The 20,305-nt window shown below is 55.9% G+C and carries 15 protein-coding genes; 1 reads left to right on the forward strand and 14 read right to left on the reverse strand.

Annotated features, from left to right (window positions below):
- Positions 1–40 precede the first annotated feature (40 nt).
- Positions 41–1,342, reverse strand: a complete 1,302-nt coding sequence (gene hemL, locus ACFPQ4_RS07500) for a glutamate-1-semialdehyde 2,1-aminomutase (RefSeq protein ID WP_378111164.1) — start codon at positions 1,340–1,342, stop codon at positions 41–43.
- 87 nt (positions 1,343–1,429) lie between these two features.
- On the opposite strand from hemL, the gene ACFPQ4_RS07505 reads away from it, so the two are divergent.
- The gene (locus ACFPQ4_RS07505; protein ID WP_378111165.1) at positions 1,430–2,092 is read left to right on the forward strand and encodes a Crp/Fnr family transcriptional regulator; all 663 of its coding nucleotides are present in this window, start codon (positions 1,430–1,432) and stop codon (positions 2,090–2,092) included.
- A gap of 3 nt (positions 2,093–2,095) precedes the next feature.
- Here ACFPQ4_RS07505 and hemB read toward each other — a convergent pair whose 3' ends face one another.
- The 13 genes from hemB to ispG all read right to left on the reverse strand — a co-directional run bounded on the left by hemB (position 2,096) and on the right by ispG (position 20,283).
- The gene (gene hemB / locus ACFPQ4_RS07510) at positions 2,096–3,085 is read right to left on the reverse strand and encodes a porphobilinogen synthase (RefSeq protein WP_378111166.1); all 990 of its coding nucleotides are present in this window, start codon (positions 3,083–3,085) and stop codon (positions 2,096–2,098) included.
- A 6-nt stretch (positions 3,086–3,091) separates the two neighbouring features.
- Positions 3,092–4,642, reverse strand: a complete 1,551-nt coding sequence (gene cobA / locus ACFPQ4_RS07515) for a uroporphyrinogen-III C-methyltransferase (RefSeq protein WP_378111167.1) — start codon at positions 4,640–4,642, stop codon at positions 3,092–3,094.
- Positions 4,643–4,645: 3 nt separating this feature from the next.
- Entirely contained in the window at positions 4,646–5,584 is a 939-nt protein-coding gene (hemC, locus tag ACFPQ4_RS07520) for a hydroxymethylbilane synthase (protein ID WP_378111168.1), read from the reverse strand.
- Positions 5,585–5,590: 6 nt separating this feature from the next.
- On the reverse strand, positions 5,591–6,250 hold the full coding sequence (locus ACFPQ4_RS07525) for a precorrin-2 dehydrogenase/sirohydrochlorin ferrochelatase family protein (protein WP_378111169.1): 660 nt from the start codon (positions 6,248–6,250) through the stop codon (positions 5,591–5,593).
- Between the two features lie 20 nt (positions 6,251–6,270).
- A complete protein-coding gene (gene ccsA, locus ACFPQ4_RS07530) occupies positions 6,271–7,092 on the reverse strand; it encodes a cytochrome c biogenesis protein CcsA (protein WP_378111170.1) in 822 nt (273 codons plus the stop codon).
- Positions 7,093–7,120: 28 nt separating this feature from the next.
- Positions 7,121–8,533, reverse strand: coding sequence for a glutamyl-tRNA reductase (gene hemA / locus ACFPQ4_RS07535; protein WP_378111389.1), 1,413 nt, complete (start codon positions 8,531–8,533; stop codon positions 7,121–7,123).
- A 249-nt stretch (positions 8,534–8,782) separates the two neighbouring features.
- Positions 8,783–9,181 (reverse strand): adenosylmethionine decarboxylase, encoded by a 399-nt coding sequence (gene speD / locus ACFPQ4_RS07540; protein WP_378111171.1) that lies wholly within the window; start codon positions 9,179–9,181, stop codon positions 8,783–8,785.
- A 330-nt stretch (positions 9,182–9,511) separates the two neighbouring features.
- Complete coding sequence (locus tag ACFPQ4_RS07545; RefSeq protein ID WP_378111172.1) at positions 9,512–10,102, reverse strand: non-ribosomal peptide synthetase module; 591 nt, start codon at positions 10,100–10,102, stop codon at positions 9,512–9,514.
- 155 nt (positions 10,103–10,257) lie between these two features.
- Entirely contained in the window at positions 10,258–10,911 is a 654-nt protein-coding gene (gene yihA, locus ACFPQ4_RS07550; RefSeq protein ID WP_378111173.1) for a ribosome biogenesis GTP-binding protein YihA/YsxC, read from the reverse strand.
- A gap of 18 nt (positions 10,912–10,929) precedes the next feature.
- Positions 10,930–13,374, reverse strand: coding sequence for an endopeptidase La (lon, locus tag ACFPQ4_RS07555; protein WP_378111174.1), 2,445 nt, complete (start codon positions 13,372–13,374; stop codon positions 10,930–10,932).
- A gap of 587 nt (positions 13,375–13,961) precedes the next feature.
- Complete coding sequence (gene lonB / locus ACFPQ4_RS07560) at positions 13,962–15,698, reverse strand: ATP-dependent protease LonB (RefSeq protein WP_378111175.1); 1,737 nt, start codon at positions 15,696–15,698, stop codon at positions 13,962–13,964.
- A 127-nt stretch (positions 15,699–15,825) separates the two neighbouring features.
- Positions 15,826–19,119 (reverse strand): DEAD/DEAH box helicase, encoded by a 3,294-nt coding sequence (locus tag ACFPQ4_RS07565; protein ID WP_378111176.1) that lies wholly within the window; start codon positions 19,117–19,119, stop codon positions 15,826–15,828.
- Positions 19,120–19,185: 66 nt separating this feature from the next.
- A complete protein-coding gene (ispG, locus tag ACFPQ4_RS07570; RefSeq protein WP_378111177.1) occupies positions 19,186–20,283 on the reverse strand; it encodes a flavodoxin-dependent (E)-4-hydroxy-3-methylbut-2-enyl-diphosphate synthase in 1,098 nt (365 codons plus the stop codon).
- Positions 20,284–20,305 lie beyond the last annotated feature (22 nt).

Raw genomic sequence — 20,305 nt, forward strand, 5'->3', positions numbered from 1 at the left:
CGATAAAACCGGGAGGTTGTGATCGCGTACAAGGATAAGGTTAAAGACCGCGCAGCGCCGTTCTGTGCGCGTCGATCGTCAGATCGATATCTTGCTCCGAGTGCGCGGTCGATACGAACCAGCCCTCGAAAGCCGAAGGCGCGATATTGACTCCGCCGTCCAACAAGCTGCGGAACACGGCGCGGAACGTTTGCGCGTCCGCTTGCTTCGCTACCTCGTAGTTAATGACGTGCTTGTCCGTGAAGAACGGGCAAACCATCGAACCGACGCGGTTGATCGTCATCGGGACGCCCGCTTCCTTCGCGTTGCGCTCCAAGCCCGTTTGGAGGCGAACCGCCAGACACTCCAGCAGTTCGTAAGCCTCTTCCGTCATCAGCTTAAGCGTCGTATATCCCGCAGCCATAGCAAGAGGATTGCCGGACAACGTACCCGCTTGATAGATCGGACCGACGGGCGCCATCTGTTCCATGATCTCCCTGCGACCGCCGTAGGCGCCTACCGGGAGACCTCCGCCGATTACTTTGCCCATGCACGTCAAATCCGGCGTAATGCCGTACAGTCCCTGCGCGCAATTCCGGTGAACCCTGAACCCCGTCATAACCTCGTCGAAAATAAGCAGGCTGCCGTAACGGCTAGTCACTTCTCGCAAACCGGACAAGAAGCCGGGCAGCGGAGGAACAACGCCCATGTTGCCGGCGACAGGTTCTACGATGACCGCCGCGATTTCTTCGCCGTAACGTTCGAACGCGAGCTTAACCGATTCCAAGTCGTTATAGGGCACGGTCAGCGTATGCGACGCCACGCTCTCGGGAACGCCCGGGCTATCGGGCAAACCTAACGTGGCTACGCCGGAGCCCGCCTTGATCAGCAAGCTGTCCGCGTGCCCGTGGTAAGAGCCCTCGAACTTCAAAATTTTATTGCGCTTCGTATAGCCGCGAGCCAATCGAAGCGCGCTCATCGTCGCTTCCGTACCGGAGTTGACCATACGAACGATGTCCACGGACGGAACGCGCTCGCACACCAGCTCGGCCATAAGCGTCTCGATTTCCGTCGGCGCGCCGAAGCTCGTGCCATTCTCTGCCGTCCGCTTGATCGCCTCTACGACTTCCGGGTGGGCATGTCCCGCGATGAGCGGACCCCAAGACAACACGTAATCGATATAAGACTGCCCGTCGATGTCCGTTATGCGGCTTCCTTCTCCCCGCGCGATGACGAGCGGCGTCAAGCCGACGGATTTGAATGCCCGAACCGGACTGTTCACGCCGCCGGGAATAACTTGTTTGGCCCGTTCGAAAGCGGCTTTGGACTTAGCGTCGTCGCGAATTCGACGATTTTCGCTCATAATCGTCACACCCTACTATCTGGATTGGAAAAAGCTGTGGTAAACTTGAACTATTATTGATTCTACCGGTTTGCAGGAGGAATTACGATGATCGAATGGTTAAAGAAAGTGTCCTTATTCGACAATCTTAACGACGAACAGCTAGAGCATATTTTACGTATCGCGCACCGCCGCACTTTCACCGCCGGAACGACGATGTTCCAAGAGAAGGATCCCGGCGTGACGTTCTACGTCGTGCTCTCGGGCTCGCTTAAGCTATATACCAAGAGCTTGAACGGCGAAGAGAAAGTACTCTCGCTCGTTAGCGCCGGAGAGAGCTTCGGCGAGCTGTCGCTGCTGGACGGGCTCCCGCGCTCCGCTAGCGCCACGACGCTAGAGCCGACGACCGTGCTCGAGCTTTCCTCGGATCAATTCATGGAGCTTCTGCAAACCCACTTCGATATTACTAGAGGCATCTTATCCGAGCTGAGCCGGCGTCTTCGTAAGACGAACGAACACGTGAACGATCTCACGTTCCTCGACGGACGCACGCGCGTTCTCAAAAACTTAATAACGCTAGCTAACCAGAACGGCAAGCGGGACGGCAACCTGATCTCGATCCACATGGCTCTCAATTACGACGAGCTCGCCCAAATGGCCGGCGTGACGAAAGCCGTGCTCTCAGACGTAATTCGCGAGCTTGAATCCCGCAGCGTGCTCACGTTCGGAATCAACGAGTACAAGCTTAACTTGCTCAAGCTGCGCGGGTAACGGTTAGTTCCCCTGCAGCCAGCGAGCCGCGTCCTTCGCATGGTAAGTGATGATAAGATCGGCGCCGGCGCGTTTCATACCGGTCAACGTCTCGAGCACGATCGCCCGCTCGTCTAGCCATCCTTGCATCGCCGCGGCTTTCACCATGGCGTATTCCGCGCTTACGTTATAGACGACGATCGGCAGCTCGTACCGATCGCGCAGCATTCTTACGATGTCCAAGTAAGCTAGTCCCGGCTTCACCATCAAGAAATCCGCGCCTTCCTCCACGTCCGAGCTCGCTTCTCGCAACGCTTCGCGAGCGTTAGCCGGGTCCATCTGGTACGTTCTCCGGTCTCCGAATTGCGGAGTCGAGTGCGCCGCCTCGCGGAACGGCCCGTAGTAAGCGGAAGCGAATTTTACCGCGTAAGACATAATCGGCGTGTTCACGAAGCCTTCGCGATCGAGCGCTTCGCGTATCGCCGCCACGAACCCGTCCATCATGTTCGACGGAGCGATAATGTCCGCTCCCGCCTTCGCTTGCGATACGGCAGTCTTAGCGAGCATTTCAAGCGAGGCGTCGTTGTCGATGACCGCTCCGCCATCCGTCCGATGGACGACTCCGCAATGTCCGTGATCCGTGAATTGGCACAAGCAAGTATCCGCGATGACGACCATGTCCGGATAGAGCGACTTGATTTTGCGAATACCGCGCTGCACGATTCCGTTCTCCTCGAACGCCGAAGTGCCGATCGCGTCTTTCGTCGACGGTACGCCGAATACGAGCACCGCTTTGATGCCGGCCGACGCGATATCCGCCAATTCCTTCTCAAGCGTGTCGAGCGACCAATGATATACGCCCGGCATGGACGATATTTCCTCTTGAACGCCTTCGCCTTCCGTCACGAAGATCGGCGCGATAAGATCGTTCACGCTCACGCCCGTCTCCCTGACCAATCCGCGAAGCGCTTCCGAACCCCTTAATCTGCGATGCCTTGCTATCGGGTATGCCATTGTAAGTTAGTCTCCTCTCTTATTGCGACGATGTTCCACTAATGCCGTAACCATGCCGTCGATCGTCGCGTGCTGCGGCATAACCGCGACCCGAAGACCATGCTGCTCAGCCGTCTTAGCCGTAACCGGCCCGATGCAGACGATATCGATGCCGTTAAGCGCGGCTACCGGATCCGCGATGCCGATCTGTTTGAGCGCTTCAAGCAAGTTAACGACCGTAGAAGAACTCGTAAAAGTAATAACGTGAATTTCTTTGCTCGCGAGCATCTCGGCAAGCCACATGTCCCGAGGAGCGGCCAGCGCCGTCTCGTACACGTCAATCTCCACGGCTTCGACGCCATGTTCCTTAAGCGCCTTAGGCAGTAGCTCCCTCGCGAGATCCCCTCTAGGCAAAAGCGCCTTCTGTCCTGGCTTGACCAGGCCGTTAAGCCGATCGAGCAATCCTTCGGCCTGATAGCTTTCCGGCAATAGATCCGCCCGAATGCCCCTGTGCGCTAGCGCCTCGGCGGTTTTCGGTCCGACCGCTGCGAATTTCGCGGAGTGGAACCGACGAATGTCGACCGCTTCGCGATCGAGCCAGCGGAAAAAATAGTCGACGCCATTAACGCTCGTAAGGATGACCCAGTCGAAGCTGTCCGCCACTTCTAGCGCGCGCTGAATCGCCTGCACGCCTTCCGGCGAATCCGGCAGCCTAGTCTCTATGACCGGGAACTCGTAAGTTTCCGCGCCTTGGTCGTCAAGCATCGCTACGAGCTCGCTCGCTTGCGAACGCGCGCGCGTCACGAGCACCCGCTGTCCGAATAGCGGCTTCTTCTCGACCCATGCCAGCGTCTCTCGCTGACGAACGACGTCGCCGACGATGATAACCGCTGGCGGCTTGAAATTCGCTTCGCGAACTTTCGCTTCGATGTCCTCCAGCGTTCCTACCAAGGTGCGTTGCTCGGCGCGCGTGCCCCATTGCACCAGGGCGACCGGCGTGCTCGGCGAACGGCCATGCTTGACCAATTGCTCGCTTATATATCCGATTTTGGCAACGCCCATAAGAAAGACGAGCGTACCCGTCGCGTTCGTGACTTTATCCCAATGAATCGACAGGTCGAGCTTATCCGGGCTTTCGTGACCGGTGATGACGGAAAAAGATGAGGCATAATCGCGATGGGTTACCGGAATGCCGGCGTAAGCAGGTACCGAAATCGCGGACGTAATGCCCGGCACGATCTCAAAATCGATGCCGTTCTGCCTAAGCAGATCGGCTTCTTCGCCTACCCGTCCGAATACGGTCGGATCGCCGCCTTTAAGCCGGATGACGGTTTTGCCTTGCAACGCGAGATTGACGAGCAATTGGTTGATCTCTTCTTGCTTCATCGTGTGGCGGTCCGGAAGCTTCCCGACGTAAATCCGCTCCGCGTCTGGCCGCGCGTGGTTAAGCAACTGAGGTCCGGCAAGCCTGTCGAATACGACGACTTCGGAACGCTGCAGCGCCTCAAGGCCGCGAATCGTAATCAGCTTAGGATCTCCCGGTCCCGCGCCTACCAAATACACTTTCCCCGTGGTCATCGCCTATTCCCTCGCTTCCGCCAATAGCTGATCCGCGCCTCGTCCGATAAGCGCCTGCGCCACTTCCCATCCGACTTGCGCCGGATCGGTGCCTGTAGCGGACTCCCGAAGAAGCCTGCTGCCGTCCGGCGAAGATACGATGCCCGTCAGCGTCAGCGGCGCGTCCGGATCGGCTGTAGCAGCCTCTGCGTATGCGCCGATCGGCACCTGGCAGCCGCCGTTGAGCAAGCCGAGCAATCTGCGCTCCGCGGCTACCGTGCGCTCGGTTACCGGATCGTTCAATAGACGCAGCATGCCCAGCACGTCCTCGTCGTCCCCGCGGCATTCAATTGCGAGCGCGCCTTGCCCGACTGCAGGCAAGCAGGCTTCCGTCGGCAAATAAGCCGTAATTTTATGTTGCCAGCCCATCCGGTGAAGACCCGCCGCCGCGAGCAAAATCGCGTCGAATCCTTCGTCTTTCAGCTTGCGGATACGGGTGTCGATATTGCCGCGAATCGACTCGATTCGCAAATCCGGCCTGCTCGCAAGCAACTGCGCGGCTCTTCTGAGGCTGCTCGTGCCGACGCGAGCGCCTTGTGGCAAACTCTCCAAGCTGTCGGCCGTGTTAGAAATCAAGCAGTCTCTCGCATCCTGTCTAACCGGAATAGCGCCGACGATCAACCCTTCCGGAAGCTCGAACGGCATATCCTTCATGCTGTGCACGGCGAAATCGATCTCGCCGTCCAACAGCGCCTGCTCGATCTCTTTTACGAATAATCCTTTACCCCCAACTTTGGATAACGTCACGTCGAGTATGCGGTCCCCTCGCGTAATGATCGGCTTTACTTCGAACGTATATGCGAGCCCGGCATCCGCGCACAGCTTGCGGATCGCCTCGATCGTCTGTTCGGTCTGAGTCAACGCCAACGTGCTCTGGCGGCTTCCTACGATAATTTTGCGCATGATCCTCTATCCCTTCCCGTCAAGTGCTCTCTCTTCTAATCTATCTAATAACGCTCGCTTGTCCAACGCGAAATCTGACCGGCTCCATTCGATTAGCGCCTCTTCCGTCGAAGCCGCGGCCAATAACCGCCGCCTCTGACCCGGATCGGGCACTTCCGCTCTTACGATCGCCCGAATTTGCCTTAACGCCTTCAGATAACCTTCGTATTCCGGGCCGTAACGCGACGATAGCTCGCCGATAATACGTGCGGACACGGCCGGCCCTGCGCCCGAAGCGCTTGCCGATAAGACCAAATCTCCTCGTCGCAGCACGGCCGGCACGATGAAATCTCCTTCGGTGTCGCCATCCGCCACGTTGACCGGAATGCCCCGCTCGCGCGCTTCCGCGGCGACGGACGCATTCACCTCTTGCCGATCCGTCGCCGCGAACGCAAGCGTCGCGCCTTCAAGATCGCCTTTCGCGTATTCGCGCTGTAGGAGATGAATGCTCCCCGCCTGCGCCATATCGCTTAACCCCCGAGTCACAGAAGGACTAATCACGCGGACGGAAGCTCCGGCATTCAATAAACCTCTCGCTTTGCGTTCCGCGACTTCACCGCCGCCGATGACGACGCACGTTCGATCCTTCAAGCTCAACAGTATCGGATACCATTCATGCTCGGACACGGTTTAACGACTCCTTTGCCTTAGAACATGCGATGGAACGAAGACAACGCGCTGGCGAAGAAATCTGCGATCAACAACGCGTAACCGATCAAATTCCATCTCGCCAGTTCCGCACCGTCGTCTCTGGCGATTTTGCTGCGGACTAGCGAAACCACGTACACCGCTCCCGCCAAATAGGCGAGCACTACTTTCAGATCGAGCAAATCGGACAAGCTCTTCGTAAGCATTAGCGCGGCCGTCCCCGTCGATAACGATAAGAGCAAGAGCGGCACGCCGATGAGCCCGGACCGATAGGCGTAGCGATCGATCAATTCCAGTCCGGGCATCCGGCTCATGAGCGGCGTCCACTTCTTCGTCTTCAGTCGGCGATGAAGGAACAAGTACATGCTGCCCAGCAGCGCGGTTACCGTCAGCACGACGAAGGCAAGCGTAATGAAGCTGATATGAACGACGAGCAATCGCCGGGCTACCTCTTCGGTAGCAAGCTCCATCTTCCGCCGCTGATGTTCGAGCAAATTCAAGGCCAGCACCGCGAAGCCCACGACATTCACCAGAAGCACCAACAAATCGGCCCTTAACCAACGATTCAGCAAAAAAGAAAGGGACACGAGCAACCACGACACGTAGAACAAAAACTCCCGGATCGTGAGCGACGGGTTCGATAAGCTTTGAACCAATATGTACAGCAGGAACGCCGTTTGGATAACCCAAACAAAAACAAGCAGCCCTGTTCCGACTCTTCTCGCGCTCCGGTTGCCGGATGCGGCGTCGGAAACGAAAAATAGCAGGCTCAGGGCATAAATATAAAGTACGGCGTCCGTTAACAAATCCTGTGTCATCATGAGGGCAGCGCCTCCCGCTTCCCTACCGTTATCGAAGGGCTCCCGCGAGCTTAGACAACAAGCCGTCAACATCCAAGCCTGAACCGGTTCCCGCTTCCGTAGCTTTGGCCGCCGAAGCAACCGCCTCTTTGCGGGACTTCTCCTCAGCCTTCTCCTGCGCTTTCAGCTGCGCGACGTCGTCCTCGAGCGCGAATAGCTGCACGAACAGCTTCATGGCTTCATCGCTTCGTTTCACGGCCGACAGCTCTTTAATGCGCAAAATCGGGTCATGGATCACTTGGTTGACGATGCTCTTCGTAAGCTTGCGAATTACCTTCACTTGCCTATCGTCCAATTCCGGCAGCTTCCGGAGCAGGCTATCCAGCGTATTCTCCTGAATGGCGGCAGCCTTCTCTTGCAACGCCCGGATCAGCGGACTCACGCCTAGCGTCGCGTACCATTGCCGGTACGCTTCCTGCTCGAGCTCGATCATCTCTTCGATAATGGCGGCTTCCTTGCGACGCTTCGCCAAATTGTTCTCCACGATGCCTTCCAGATCGTCGATATCGTAGAGGAATACGTTCGGAATATCTCCGCACGTCGGCTCGATATCCCGCGGCACCGCGATATCGATCAAGAATAGCGGCCGCTTCTTGCGCCCCGCCATCGCTTGCTCGACTTGCTCGCGATTCAGTACGAACCGTTGCGCGCCCGTGCTGCTAATGACGATATCGGCCTCTTTCAGACGGTTCATCGCTTCGTCTAGCCCAAGCGCGGTGCCTTGGAACTTCTCCGCAAGCTCTTGCGCGTTCTCGATCGTGCGGTTAACGACGAGTACTTCCTTGGCGCCGTTCGCGCTCAGGTGCTGCGCGGTCAGCTCGCTCATCTTCCCGGCGCCGACGATCATGACAGTCTTATCGTCGAACCGTCCGAAGATCCGTTTGCCCAGCTCTACGGCCGCATAGCTGACGGATACCGCGCTCTCGCCGATCGAAGTGTCGGAATGCGCCCGTTTGGCCAACGTAATCGCCTGCTTGAACAACCTGTTGAACAGCGTGCCCGTCGCGCGTTCTTCTTGCGCGAGCAAGAACGCGTCACGCACTTGGCCCAAAATCTGCGTCTCGCCGATGACCATGGAATCCAGCCCGCAAGCGACGCGGAACAAATGCTCGACCGACCGATCGTCTTCGTACATATACAGGTGGGAATTGAATTGTTGGCGCGGAACCGAGAACCACTGCTCCATGAACGAACGGATATAATGTCCACACAGATGCAGCCGATCGACGACCGCGTAAATCTCCGTCCGGTTGCAGGTAGCGACGATCACGCCTTCGAGAATGCCACTCGTCGCTTTGAGCGCTTGAATCGCCCGCGGCAGCTCCGATTCCGACAACGCAAACTTCTCGCGCACTTCTACGGGCGCGGTACGATAGTTCAGTCCGACGACAATCAGATGCATGGGCATTCCACCTGCCTTCCTTAGGAGCTATTTTCGCTCGTATTAATCAAGAATTATTATAACATACTAGGACGACCGCTCAGGCGCCAAATTTGAACACTTTTCGAACTAGCGGGTTGGCGAAATCAACCGCACTTCGCTATTGTCGACTAGCCCTGCCCAATCTATTCCCGAACTGGCAGCCTCACGACGATATTGTCGAATTAAAAACCACAGGGCGCATGCCCTGTGGCTCTAATGGTTATGTTATTAAACGAGTTCAGCCAACTTAATCATAGGCTCTTCGACTTGCAATTCGCCAAGACCGCGGACCAACTTCTTCGCATACGTCTTCTCCGGCTTCAATACGTTAACCAAGTAGTCGATCGCAAGCTGTGGATCAACCGTCTCGCCGCAAGTGTAGCAATCGATAGCGGCAAAACCTCTCTCAGGATACGTGTGAATGGACAGATGGCTCTCAGACAGCAATACGAGAACCGTAGCGCCTTGAGGCTCGAATTGTTTGGCTTGAACCGAGAGAACGGTCGCGCCACACGCTTCCGCAGCTTCTACCATGTGAGATTGAAGCAATTCGGCGCTATTCAGCAGCTCGATGTTTCCTCCCCATGTATCAACCGCAACGTGTCTTCCGAAAGTTGAATATTCCATCTTTCGGTTCCCCCTTCCTAGGAATAAAATGTGTGAAACTTTTCATCCGCTAGGACCTACGTCATTCACTTGGAGGGAATCTGTCTGCATTCCTTGAGTGAATCCTGGTTCCTATTGTGTTGTCAACGAAACTAAAAATAACATCTATCCGCATGAAATGCAATACTTTTTTTTAGACGAATTCACCCCCCGCAACCCCACGCCCCGTATAGGAAAATGGCAAGTTTGTGACGATCGGTTTTTTGAGGTTTTTCCGCTTCGTACCGGAACAAGAAAAAGAGCCGGTTTAACGGCTCTTCGAGGTGTAAAATAACGGATTTGGCAAGTCGATCAAGCTTCGAGCGTGAACAACATACGGCTATGATATTTCAGCATTACGTCGATCTCGGCGATCTGACGGGCATCTTGCGTCTGGTTGCGGATATCGAGCAGCTCGTTAACGGAGCCTCGCAACCGGTTGATCTCCTCTTCGACAGAGAAAAGCTTAAATTGGGCTTCCAGCGTCCCTAAGGTGTCACGGTGTTCGAATACCGTTCGCAGGCTATTGCCGCTCGACTCCACGATCCGGACGACTGCTCCTTGAATATAGTGATAGACCATCGTGAATCCAGGATAAATCCGATTGACTACCGCATCTCCCTTGAAGGAAGACACGAGCTTGCGCAAAGCGTTGGTCAGTTTCGGTTGAACGACGCGACAAGTCAGCGAGCAACGATACTGTCCATTCGATCTTTCGAACGTCAAGCGAATCGACTCTCCGCCTGCATCGTCTTCCAGAACAACCTCCTGGTTAGCGTTCTCCAACACGAAAACTTGCAATCTAAGCTGTTGGATCTCGCATAGGGAGATCAATCGCGGCATTTCGGCTTCCGTCAGTGTCAGGCTGGCATTGACATACTCCGTGGCTACCCGTTGAGCCATAAAAATCTCCTCAATTCCCGTTGTGTTGCAAATGATGATTCCGTCTTGCTTACACCTATTATAACGGAATCCGGGTCTTGTTTCTTGCGGCCCAATCGCGATTTTTCCATGAAAAACGCTCAAAAAACGATTCCTAACGCGATCCTGTCAAACTTTTAACCGTTATCCTCTGTTTCCTGCGCGTAGTTAGCGGGTTCTGAGGGGGGATTCATCGTCATATCTGCCGATTGCGCAATCAGGCTCCATAATTCTTCTCTTCCCATTCCCGTCTCGGAGGAAAAATGAATCAACGGTACATGTCCGGGCATTCCGAGCGTCTGACGGATCATCTTCGAATGCTTGGGCCATTGGGAGCGCGATACTTTATCGGTCTTCGTGGCGACTACGCACATCGGAATACCGTAATGAGACAGCCACTGGTACATGTTCTGATCTTCCGCGGACGGCGGATGGCGGAAATCCACGAGCTGCAGCACCAGCTTCAGCGGCGGGCGATCCTTTAAATACAGCTCGATCATTTTCCCCCACGATTGACGTTGGGATTTGGATACCCTTGCATACCCGTAACCGGGAAAATCGACGTAATAAAGCTCACCGACTTCGGTGTTCACTTTATAATAGTTCAGCGTCTGCGTCTTGCCGGGCTGCGCGCTCGTTCTGGCCAAGTTGCGCCTAAGCAGCATCTTGTTAATGAGCGACGACTTCCCTACGTTGGAGCGGCCGGCCAAGGCAATCTCCGGCAAACCGTCTTCCGGATATTGCGCCGGGCCGACCGCGCTAATTACGAACTCGCTTTGTTTAATCTTCATTGTGACTGACTTCTCCTATCAATGGGTGCCGAGGGGCGGCGTTTCTTCCGGCTCTTCGTTAGCCGTCGCCGCGATTAGGGCTGGATCGCTCTGCAATTCGTCGTCGCCATCATCAGCAGCGACTCCGAATTGACCGAATGCGTCCGATAACGCATGGCGTAACACTTCGTCCATATGCGCCACCGGCACGAACGTTAGGTCGCCCCTTACGCTCTCCGGCACGTCTCGCAGATCTCGTTCGTTGTCTTTCGGAATGAGTACTTTGCGGATGCCGGCCCGATGAGCGGCCAGCGACTTTTCCTTCAGACCGCCGATCGGAAGCACGCGTCCTCTGAGCGTAATCTCGCCGGTCATGGCGACGACGCGGGACACGGCACGATTCGTAAGCGCGGAGATGAGCGCCGTAGCCATCGTAATACCCGCGGAAGGACCGTCTTTCGGGATAGCGCCTTCCGGAATATGAATATGAATATCGTTCTTCTCGTTAAACTGCGGATCGATGCCTAGCTCCTTCGCGCGGCTGCGCGTATAGCTAAACGCGGCTTGCGCCGACTCCTTCATGACGTCGCCGAGCTGGCCCGTGAGCGTCAGCTTACCGCTGCCCGGCATGACGGTGACTTCGATGACGAGCGTATCTCCGCCGACTTCCGTCCAAGCCAGACCGGTTACGGCGCCGATCTGGTCTTCCTGCTCGGCCATACCGTAACGGAACTTGGAAGGCCCGAGCAACTCCTTGAGCTTCGCTTTATCCACGACGTACGGCGCCGCTTCCGGATTCGTAACGATCGCTCTCGCCGCTTTACGGCAAATCGAGGCAAGCTGCTGCTCCATGTTACGAACGCCGGATTCGCGCGTATACTCGCGTATGAGCGCCATCAACGCGTCGCTCTCCAGCACTAGCTGCTCCGGTTCCAGACCGTGATCGCGCTTCTGCTTAGGCAGCAAATGACGCTCGGCGATCTGCAGCTTCTCCAATTCGGTATACCCGGGAATGTACAGCATTTCCATCCGGTCGAGCAACGGTCTCGGAATGTTGTGCACGACGTTCGCCGTCGTCACGAACATAACGTTGGACAAATCGTACGGCACCTCGATGTAATGATCGCTGAACGTCGCGTTCTGCTCCGGATCGAGTACTTCCAGCAACGCCGAAGACGGATCGCCTCGGAAGTCCATCGCCATTTTGTCGATCTCGTCTAGCAGGAATACGGGGTTCGCGCTTCCCGCGGTGCGCATCCCTTGCAAGATGCGTCCCGGCATCGCGCCAACGTAAGTCCGGCGATGACCGCGGATTTCCGCTTCGTCGCGCACGCCGCCGAGCGACACGCGCACGAATTCGCGGCCGAGCGACTTCGCGATCGAGCGGGCGAGCGATGTCTTGCCGACGCCGGGAGGTCCGACCAAGCACAGAATCGGTCCTTTCAGCTTCTTGACAAGCTTCTGCACCGCCAAGTATTCGAGCACGCGCTCTTTCGGCTTATCTAGACCGAAGTGCTCCTCCTCGAGAATCGTCTCGGCTTTGACGATATCGAGATCATCCTCGGTCATTTTAGACCATGGGAGCGCCAGCAGCCATTCCACGTACGTCCGGATGACGGCGCCTTCGGCGGATGCCGCGGGCATTTTCTCCAGACGATCGATCTCTTTCATAACCTTGATGGCGATCTTCTCCGGAAGCTCCGCGTCTTCGAGCTGATTGCGCAGCTCCTCGACTTCGCCGGCCCGGCCTTCCTTCTCTCCCAGCTCTTTCTGGATCGCCTTCATTTGCTCGCGAAGGTAATATTCCTTTTGCGTCTTCTCCATTTGCTTTTTGACGCGTTGGCTGATCTTCCGTTCAAGCTCGAGCACCTCGCGCTCGTTGTTCAGGAAGTCGAGAAGCTTCTCCAGACGCGGCTGTACTTCCACCGTCTCGAGAATTTCTTGCTTGTCCTTGATTTTGAGCGATAGGTGGCTCGTGATGACGTCGGCGAGACGGCCTGGCTGATCGATATCCGATACGGCGGCGAGCGTCTCCGGCGTCACCTTCTTGGACAAATTAATATAATGTTCGAATTGACTTAGCACCGCCCGCATTAACGCGTCCAACTCCGAATCGTTGGTTTGCCCTTCATGCATTTCGTGCGCTAGCACTTCGTAAAAATTGTCGTTCGGCAAATATTGTTCGATTTCCGCCCTGCTGACGCCTTCTACCAGCACCCGGATCGTTCCGTTCGGCAGCTTGAGCATTTGCCGGACTTTGGCGATCGTGCCTACCCGGTAAATATCGTCTTGCGTCGGCTCTTCGATATTGATCTCGGACTGGGAGCAAAGCAAAATCATATGGTCGTCGACCATACATTGTTCCAGCGCTTTTACCGACTTCTCACGACCTACGTCCAGATGAAGCACCATGCTGGGGTAGACGAGCAGCCCACGCAAGGGCAACAGGGGAATAGAACGGCTTTTCGGTTTGCCAGGTCCCATGATTGGGCACCTCCTCGTTGGAACTGGAACTGCAATCGTAACGCTAAACCTTTCGTCATTGTACCAAATGTATTCGCCCGCCGCAAAAACGAACCCTCAAAATTTGGAAACGCGAATGCGGTGCGGCACGTAATCGGTGCAGGACGCACGAAGAACCCGCCGAGCAGGCGGTCCGCTGATTCGGCCGCGCAGCGTTGCGTGGCACCGTTAGAGCGCGCGGGTGCGCGCGTTTGGAGTTGCAGCGTTGCGTGGCAACGTTAGAGCGTGCGGGTGCGCGCGTTTGGAGTTGTAGCGTTGCGTGGCAACGTTAGAGCGCGTTTGCGCGAGTTTGGCGCTTGCAACATTGCGTGGCACCGTTAGAGCGCGCGTTCGCGCGAGTTTGGCGCTGCAGCGTTGCGTGGCAACGTTAGAGCAGGCGTGCGCGCGAGTTTGGCGCTGCAGCGTTGCGTGGCAACGTTAGAGCAGGCGTGCGCGCGAGTTTGGCGCTGCAGCGTTGCATGGCACCGTTAGAGCGTGCAAGCGAACGAGTCAGTCGTCGTATGCAAAAAGCGGCGCCGGTGCCTTCACCGCGCCGCTCTTTTATATAACTAGCCGTTGTCGTTCTCCAACGTTTTAGCCCCGGCATGCAAGACGGATCCCGCAGGAGCGGCTGCGAACGCATCCGCCGCTACCGGAAGCTCGCCGATCTGCCATTCGGTGTCCGCATGTATCATGTGCTCACCGAACACATGGCGGAACACTTCCTCTATTCGATCGACCGGAACGACATTAACGCCTTCCAGTCCCTCGAATATCGCCTGCCAATTTTCCTTCGGAATAAGCACCGTCTCTACACCGGCTTGCAGCGCCGCTTCCACTTTCGCGATGACGCCGCCAACAGGCTTGACGCCGCCGTGAATGCTGACCTCGCCGGTCATCGCCAGCTTATTGTCCACGGGCTGGCGGATAAGCGCGGATGCGATCGCGACCGCCATCGCCACGCCCGCCGAAGGGCCGTCAACCGGCGTTCCCCCGGGAAAATTAATATGCAGGTCGAAGTTTTCCGGCTGGAAGCCGTTCCTTCGCAATATCGTAAGTACGTTGTCGAGCGATCCTTTGGCCATACTCTTACGGCGCAGCGTACGCTGACCACCGCCCAGCTCTTCTTCCTCCACGACGCCGGTAATGTTATATTGTCCGCGTCCATGGTGCGCCGGTATCGCCGTAACTTCGATTTCCAGCAATGCTCCCATGCTCGGGCCGTATACGGCAAGGCCGTTCACGAGGCCGACTTGCGGCTTCGCAGGCACTTTGCGCTCGGGTCTCGGCGGCAATTGGCTGCTGTTAACGACCCATTCGATATCCGCGGCGCCGAGCTCGTCTCTGCTTTCGGACAACGCGAGTCCCGCGGCCAGTTGAATAATATTGACCGCTTCCCGTCCATTCGTCGCATACTTCTTGACGACATCGATCGTCTCCTGACGAGGCGCGAACCCGATTTTCTGTATGGCATTCTCCGCGATTTGGCCGATCTCGTCGGGCAAGAGCGGGCGGAAAAACACTTCCATGCAACGGCTTCTAATGGCCGGCGGCAAATCCGAAGGCGATCTCGTCGTCGCGCCGACTAGCCGGAAATCCGCGGGAAGACCGTTCTGAAAAATATCGTGGATGTACATAGGAATATTCGCGTCTTCGGCGTGGTAATACGCGCTCTCCAGAAACACTTTGCGGTCCTCGAGAACCTTAAGCAGCTTGTTGAGCTGAATCGGATGGAGCTCGCCGATTTCGTCGATGAACAGAATGCCCCCGTGCGCCTTCGTAACTGCACCCGGCTTCGGTTGCGGAATGCCCGCGACGCCCATCGCGCCGGCGCCTTGATAGATCGGATCGTGCACCGATCCGATAAGCGGATCGGCGATGCCGCGTTCGTCGAACCGGGCCGTCGTCGCGTCGATCTCGGTAAATTTCGCTTCCGCCCTGAACGGCGACAGCTTGTTTTTCTTCGCCTCTTCGAGAATGACGCGCGCAGCGGCCGTCTTCCCTACGCCCGGAGGGCCATAGACCAAGACATGCTGCGGATTACTGCTGCATAAAGCCGCCTTAAGGGCTCGCAGCCCTTCCTTTTGGCCGACGATGTCGGCGATCGATACCGGTCTGGTTTTCTCGGCCAGCGGCTTCGTAAGCGAAATCGACCTCAGCTTGCGAAGCTTATCCATCTCCTTGCGCGACTCCCGATCTACCGCGCTTCGATTATTCTTCTGATTGCGCAGCAAATTCCAAAAATAAATGCCGATGACAACGGCAAAAAACACTTGAACGAGCATAAGTATCGAGCTTAAAGTCATCTGAATCCGTCCTCCCCAATCGCGCCGAGGTTCTAACCCTAGCGCCTTAAGCGGTAATATTGGCAACAAAAAACCGGCCCCGAGCTCTACTTGGTAGTATTGCCCGAATACCGGTTAATATAGTCATTCAGATTTGGAGCAACTCGCGGATATCTTCTTCCGTTAAAGACGATATAGCGCCTTCTCCCGACTGGATTACTTCGTCGATCAAATCTTTTTTGCGTTGCTGCAGCTCGAGCATCTTCTCCTCGATCGTCCCTTGCGCCACCAGACGGATGACTTGCACCACGTTCTTCTGCCCGATCCGATGCGCCCGGTCCGCCGCCTGCTGCTCGACAGCCGGATTCCACCATAGATCGAACAATACGACCGTATCCGCTCCGGTCAAGTTCAAGCCGGTTCCTCCGGCTTTAAGCGAGATGAGGAATACGTCCCGCGCGCCGTCGTTGAATTCTTGGCACATTTCGATCCGTTGCTGCGAAGGAGTCGATCCGTCCAAATAAAAGTACGGAAGCTCGCGTTCGTCCAGTTGCTTGCGGATAATATCGAGCATCGAGGTGAATTGCGAGAAGATGAGCATGCGTTTGCTGCTCCCCTGGCACTCCTCGACGATTTCCATCAGTTGCTCGAGTTTGCCGGACGTGCCTTCATAACCTTCGATGAACAAAGCCGGGTGGCAGCATAGTTGTCTTAGCCTCGTTAGGCCGGCCAAAATTTTCATCCGGCTTTTTTGGAAGCCGCTGTCGGCTAAATCTTTCGCGATGTCGCTTTGCAGCTTTTCCAAATACGCGATGTACAGCTGCTTTTGCTCGATCGACAGCTCGGAAGGCTGCACGCTTTCGATTTTGTCCGGCAATTCTTTGAGCACTTCGCTCTTCAGCCTGCGCAGGATGAACGGCTTAATGATTCTTGCGATCTTCTCCCGCGGCAAATCCGCGAACGCCTTTCTCCCTCCGAACAACCCCGGGAAAATAACGTCGAATATCGACCATAGCTCTTCAAGAGAGTTCTCGATCGGCGTTCCGGTCAAGGCGAAGCGCTGCGCGGCGCGAAGACGTCGTACGGCGTGGGCCGTCAGCGACGCATGGTTTTTGATCGCTTGCGCTTCGTCGAGGAAGAGCGCGCGGAACCGCTGCTTCTCGTACCACTCGATATCCCTGCGAAGCAGCGGATAAGACGTAATCCATACGTCCGCCGAAGAGAGGTCGACCATCATCTCGCTGCGTTCCTGCCGATCTCCGGCGGCGACGACCGTACGGATCCCCGGAGCGAACTTTTTGAATTCCCGCTCCCAGTTGTAAATGAGCGACGCCGGAGAAACGATGAGCACCGGCGCGGGTTCGGCCGTGTCGTCAGGCTCTTCCGTCTGCCGCCCCTTTTGCTCCGAGACGACGTAGGCGATGCTTTGGATCGTCTTCCCAAGCCCCATATCATCCGCCAAAATGCCGCCGAGCCCGTAATACGACAACGTTTTCAACCATTGAAACCCGTATTTCTGGTAATCGCGAAGGATCGGATCAAGATCCGAAGGGAGCTCGAAATCCAAATTGTCCGGGTTACGGAGGTTATCCCATAGCTTCCTCAGCGATCTCCCTAGCTGAACGCCGGGCGTCCCGCCGAACTGATCCATGAGCTGGAAGCCTTTTACGGCCGGCATCCGAAGGCTATTGCCGTTCATCTCCGGCTTCGTAAGATCGAGTTCGTCGAATAAACGATGGATTTCCTTGAAGCTATCCTGCTCCAAAGACATGTAAGCCCCGCTTGCCGTGCGATAATACTTCTTCTTCTCGACCAGGTTACGAAGCAGCCGCTGGATTTCGTCCGTGTCCATGCCTTCCATGTCGAAAGACACTTCAAGCCATTCCGTATGCGTATCGACGTCGAGACGGGCTTTCGGCCGGTACTGTTCCGTTCGCATAATGTCCTTGACGGCCGAGGTAGAATAAATGTCCACGTCGTTCGCTAGCAGCGGCAATAACCCGAAGAGGAAGTCGTAAATGTCGTCCTCTTGATCCAAGTACACCTGTCTGCCGTTGAATTTGAACGCCGCGCGCTCGATCAACGCCATGATTCGGTGCTCGCGTTCGATATCCCGCATTAGAATAACGTCCGGATTATTCATCTGCGCATCCAGTTGCGGAAGCGGACGGATGATAATGTCGTCGTATACGTACTCGAGGCTGGCCTGAAGCTTATTCCCCTCGAAATCCAGATGCATTTTGGCCTGAAGAGGAGGATTAACGATCCGGTCCGCGATCTGCGGCGATATTTCCACGTCCATGAACGGCTTCAAGCCAAGTACGACCCGTTCGAGGAAAGGCTCGAGCTGTTCCCGCTGGATGAGCAAGCGCGTACGGTTCTCGTAATGGAACATGCGCTTGATTTCGGCCATCCGCTTCAGCTGCTCGCTATCCGCTTCGAACAACATGCCGTTTACGATCGCGGTCTTATAGTTATCGAGGAAAATCGCGCTTTTGAGTCCTTCGAATTCGAGTTGGTAGCCCGAATCTCCCGCTTTGTTCAATTGCGCGTAAATCGGCAACGGCCCCGACATGACCTTCATCCGGTGACCGTTACCCGACTTGTCCTCATAGGTCATATTCACTTGTTCGACGAGAGGCAGCATGCGCTCCCAGATCGTCGGAGGGATCATCAAAATCCGCTCTTCGCGATGCGAATAGGAAGAGAACGAATGGAACAAATCTTTATAAATCTCTTCGGCCCGCATCGCTTCGATCAACAGGCGGATAAATCGCTCGTCGGCGTCCTTGAACGAATGCTCAAGCGGATCGTAACTGAAATGCTTGGCGAATACCATCGAGTTGCGGCCTTCGACGTTGTTCAGGAAATCTTTCATCCGTTGCACGATATACAAGCGGCTTACGCCGAGTTTCATCGTGATCGCGAACATGGGGCGACTGGAAAAGCCCTGCATGACTTTGCAGGTATACTCGATATCCAATAGCTGCGTATCCTCGGGAATAGCATCGTCCTCGAGCTGAAGCTCCGACTGCCGGGTCAAATCGCGATCGAACAGGTAAATGACCTGCTTCGTCAGCTGCGTATCCCGCTCCGAGATCGCTACCTCCTGCGAGGGCTCTTCATCGGCTTTATCAGCCGACATCGCAAGCAATACGGCGGCGATATGCGGGCAGAACGGTCCGGATACCAAATAATCGTCGCACGTGCACGACGCTTCGATCTCCCCGGCATCCCCAACGGCAACCTCTACCTCGAAGCGACTCTGCGGATTCGTTTTGACGACCGCCGTAACGCTGCCATAGACCGCATCCTGCTTCAAGGCGCCTACCGATCCCGCGCGGAGAATCGCCTCTCCTTGCTTCGTCGCCGCTTCCGTGCATAGCCGCTCGACCGTTGTCCGATCTAGCCGAAGCTTCATTTGCTCCTTATTACTTGCCATCTGCAATCAACCCGCATTTCCTTCTACCGATTCGAGCGCTCGCCATAATACCGCGTCGCCATTCGTTCAATGCTTACGTCCGGGAATCTCGCCTGTTTCCGTGTAGACCGAGACGATATGATCGATCTCTTTTTTCAGCTCGGTTACAAGGTCGGCTTCCGGTACTTTACGAATCATCTCGCCGTAACGGAACAGCATGCCTTCGCCGCGGGCGCCGGCAATGCCGATGTCCGCTTCGCGCGCTTCGCCCGGTCCGTTAACCGCGCAACCGAGCACCGATACTTTGATCGGTACCTTTAGCTTCGACAAGTATTCCTCTACTTCGTTCGCGACGGCGAACAAGTCGATATCCAGCCTACCGCACGTCGGGCAGGAAATTAACGTAGGTGCATCGGTAATCAGTCCGAATACCTTCAGCAACTCTCGCGCCGCCTTGATCTCCTCGACCGGATCCGCGCTTAGCGAGATTCGCATCGTATTGCCGATACCTTGATGGAGCAATACGCCAAGTCCGGCCGCGCTCTTCACCGTACCGGAGAACAACGTGCCTGCCTCCGTAATGCCAAGATGGAGCGGATACCGAATGACTTCCGCTGCTTTCGTATACGCTTCGATAGCCATCGGTACGTCGGATGCTTTAAGAGAGACGATAATATCGTGAAAATCAAGCTCCTCCAGTATGCCGATGTGGAACAATGCGCTTTCCACCATTGCATCCGCCGTCGGATAACCGTACTTCTCCAGCAGATGGTTTTCGAGAGACCCGGCGTTAACGCCAATCCGAATCGGAATTCCCCGCTCCTTGCACGCCTTAACGACAGCTTCGACTTTCTCGCGGCGGCCGATATTGCCCGGGTTAATACGCACTTTATCGATACCGTTCTCGATGGCCAAAAGCGCAAGACGATAGTCGAAGTGAATGTCCGCGACGAGCGGAATATTGATCTGGCGTTTGATTTCCTTGATCGCTTCCGCGGCTTCCTTATTGTTGACCGTAACCCGAACGATCTGGCAGCCCGCTTCCTCCAGCCGCTTAATCTCGGCGACCGTAGCCGCGACGTCGGCCGTCTTAGTCGTGCACATGCTTTGCAAAATCACTTGGTTGTTGCCGCCGATCGTTAAATTCCCCACGCGAACGGCGACGGTATCGGTGCGTTTGTACATCTCGTCATTCTCCCCTGTATAA

The sequence above is a fragment of the Cohnella yongneupensis genome, from assembly GCF_042655785.1.
Taxonomy (GTDB): Bacteria; Bacillota; Bacilli; order Paenibacillales; family Paenibacillaceae; genus Cohnella; species Cohnella yongneupensis.

What these genes read in the sequence shown, in the direction of transcription:
- hemL (WP_378111164.1), bottom strand. Translation starts at nt 1,342, where the DNA reads ATGAGCGAAAATCGTCGAATTCGCGACGACGCTAAGTCCAAAGCCGCT.
- ACFPQ4_RS07505 (WP_378111165.1), top strand. Translation starts at nt 1,430, where the DNA reads ATGATCGAATGGTTAAAGAAAGTGTCCTTATTCGACAATCTTAACGAC.
- hemB (WP_378111166.1), bottom strand. Translation starts at nt 3,085, where the DNA reads ATGGCATACCCGATAGCAAGGCATCGCAGATTAAGGGGTTCGGAAGCG.
- cobA (WP_378111167.1), bottom strand. Translation starts at nt 4,642, where the DNA reads ATGACCACGGGGAAAGTGTATTTGGTAGGCGCGGGACCGGGAGATCCT.
- hemC (WP_378111168.1), bottom strand. Translation starts at nt 5,584, where the DNA reads ATGCGCAAAATTATCGTAGGAAGCCGCCAGAGCACGTTGGCGTTGACT.
- ccsA (WP_378111170.1), bottom strand. Translation starts at nt 7,092, where the DNA reads ATGATGACACAGGATTTGTTAACGGACGCCGTACTTTATATTTATGCC.
- hemA (WP_378111389.1), bottom strand. Translation starts at nt 8,533, where the DNA reads ATGCATCTGATTGTCGTCGGACTGAACTATCGTACCGCGCCCGTAGAA.
- speD (WP_378111171.1), bottom strand. Translation starts at nt 9,181, where the DNA reads ATGGAATATTCAACTTTCGGAAGACACGTTGCGGTTGATACATGGGGA.
- ACFPQ4_RS07545 (WP_378111172.1), bottom strand. Translation starts at nt 10,102, where the DNA reads ATGGCTCAACGGGTAGCCACGGAGTATGTCAATGCCAGCCTGACACTG.
- yihA (WP_378111173.1), bottom strand. Translation starts at nt 10,911, where the DNA reads ATGAAGATTAAACAAAGCGAGTTCGTAATTAGCGCGGTCGGCCCGGCG.
- lon (WP_378111174.1), bottom strand. Translation starts at nt 13,374, where the DNA reads ATGGGACCTGGCAAACCGAAAAGCCGTTCTATTCCCCTGTTGCCCTTG.
- lonB (WP_378111175.1), bottom strand. Translation starts at nt 15,698, where the DNA reads ATGACTTTAAGCTCGATACTTATGCTCGTTCAAGTGTTTTTTGCCGTT.
- ACFPQ4_RS07565 (WP_378111176.1), bottom strand. Translation starts at nt 19,119, where the DNA reads ATGGCAAGTAATAAGGAGCAAATGAAGCTTCGGCTAGATCGGACAACG.
- ispG (WP_378111177.1), bottom strand. Translation starts at nt 20,283, where the DNA reads ATGTACAAACGCACCGATACCGTCGCCGTTCGCGTGGGGAATTTAACG.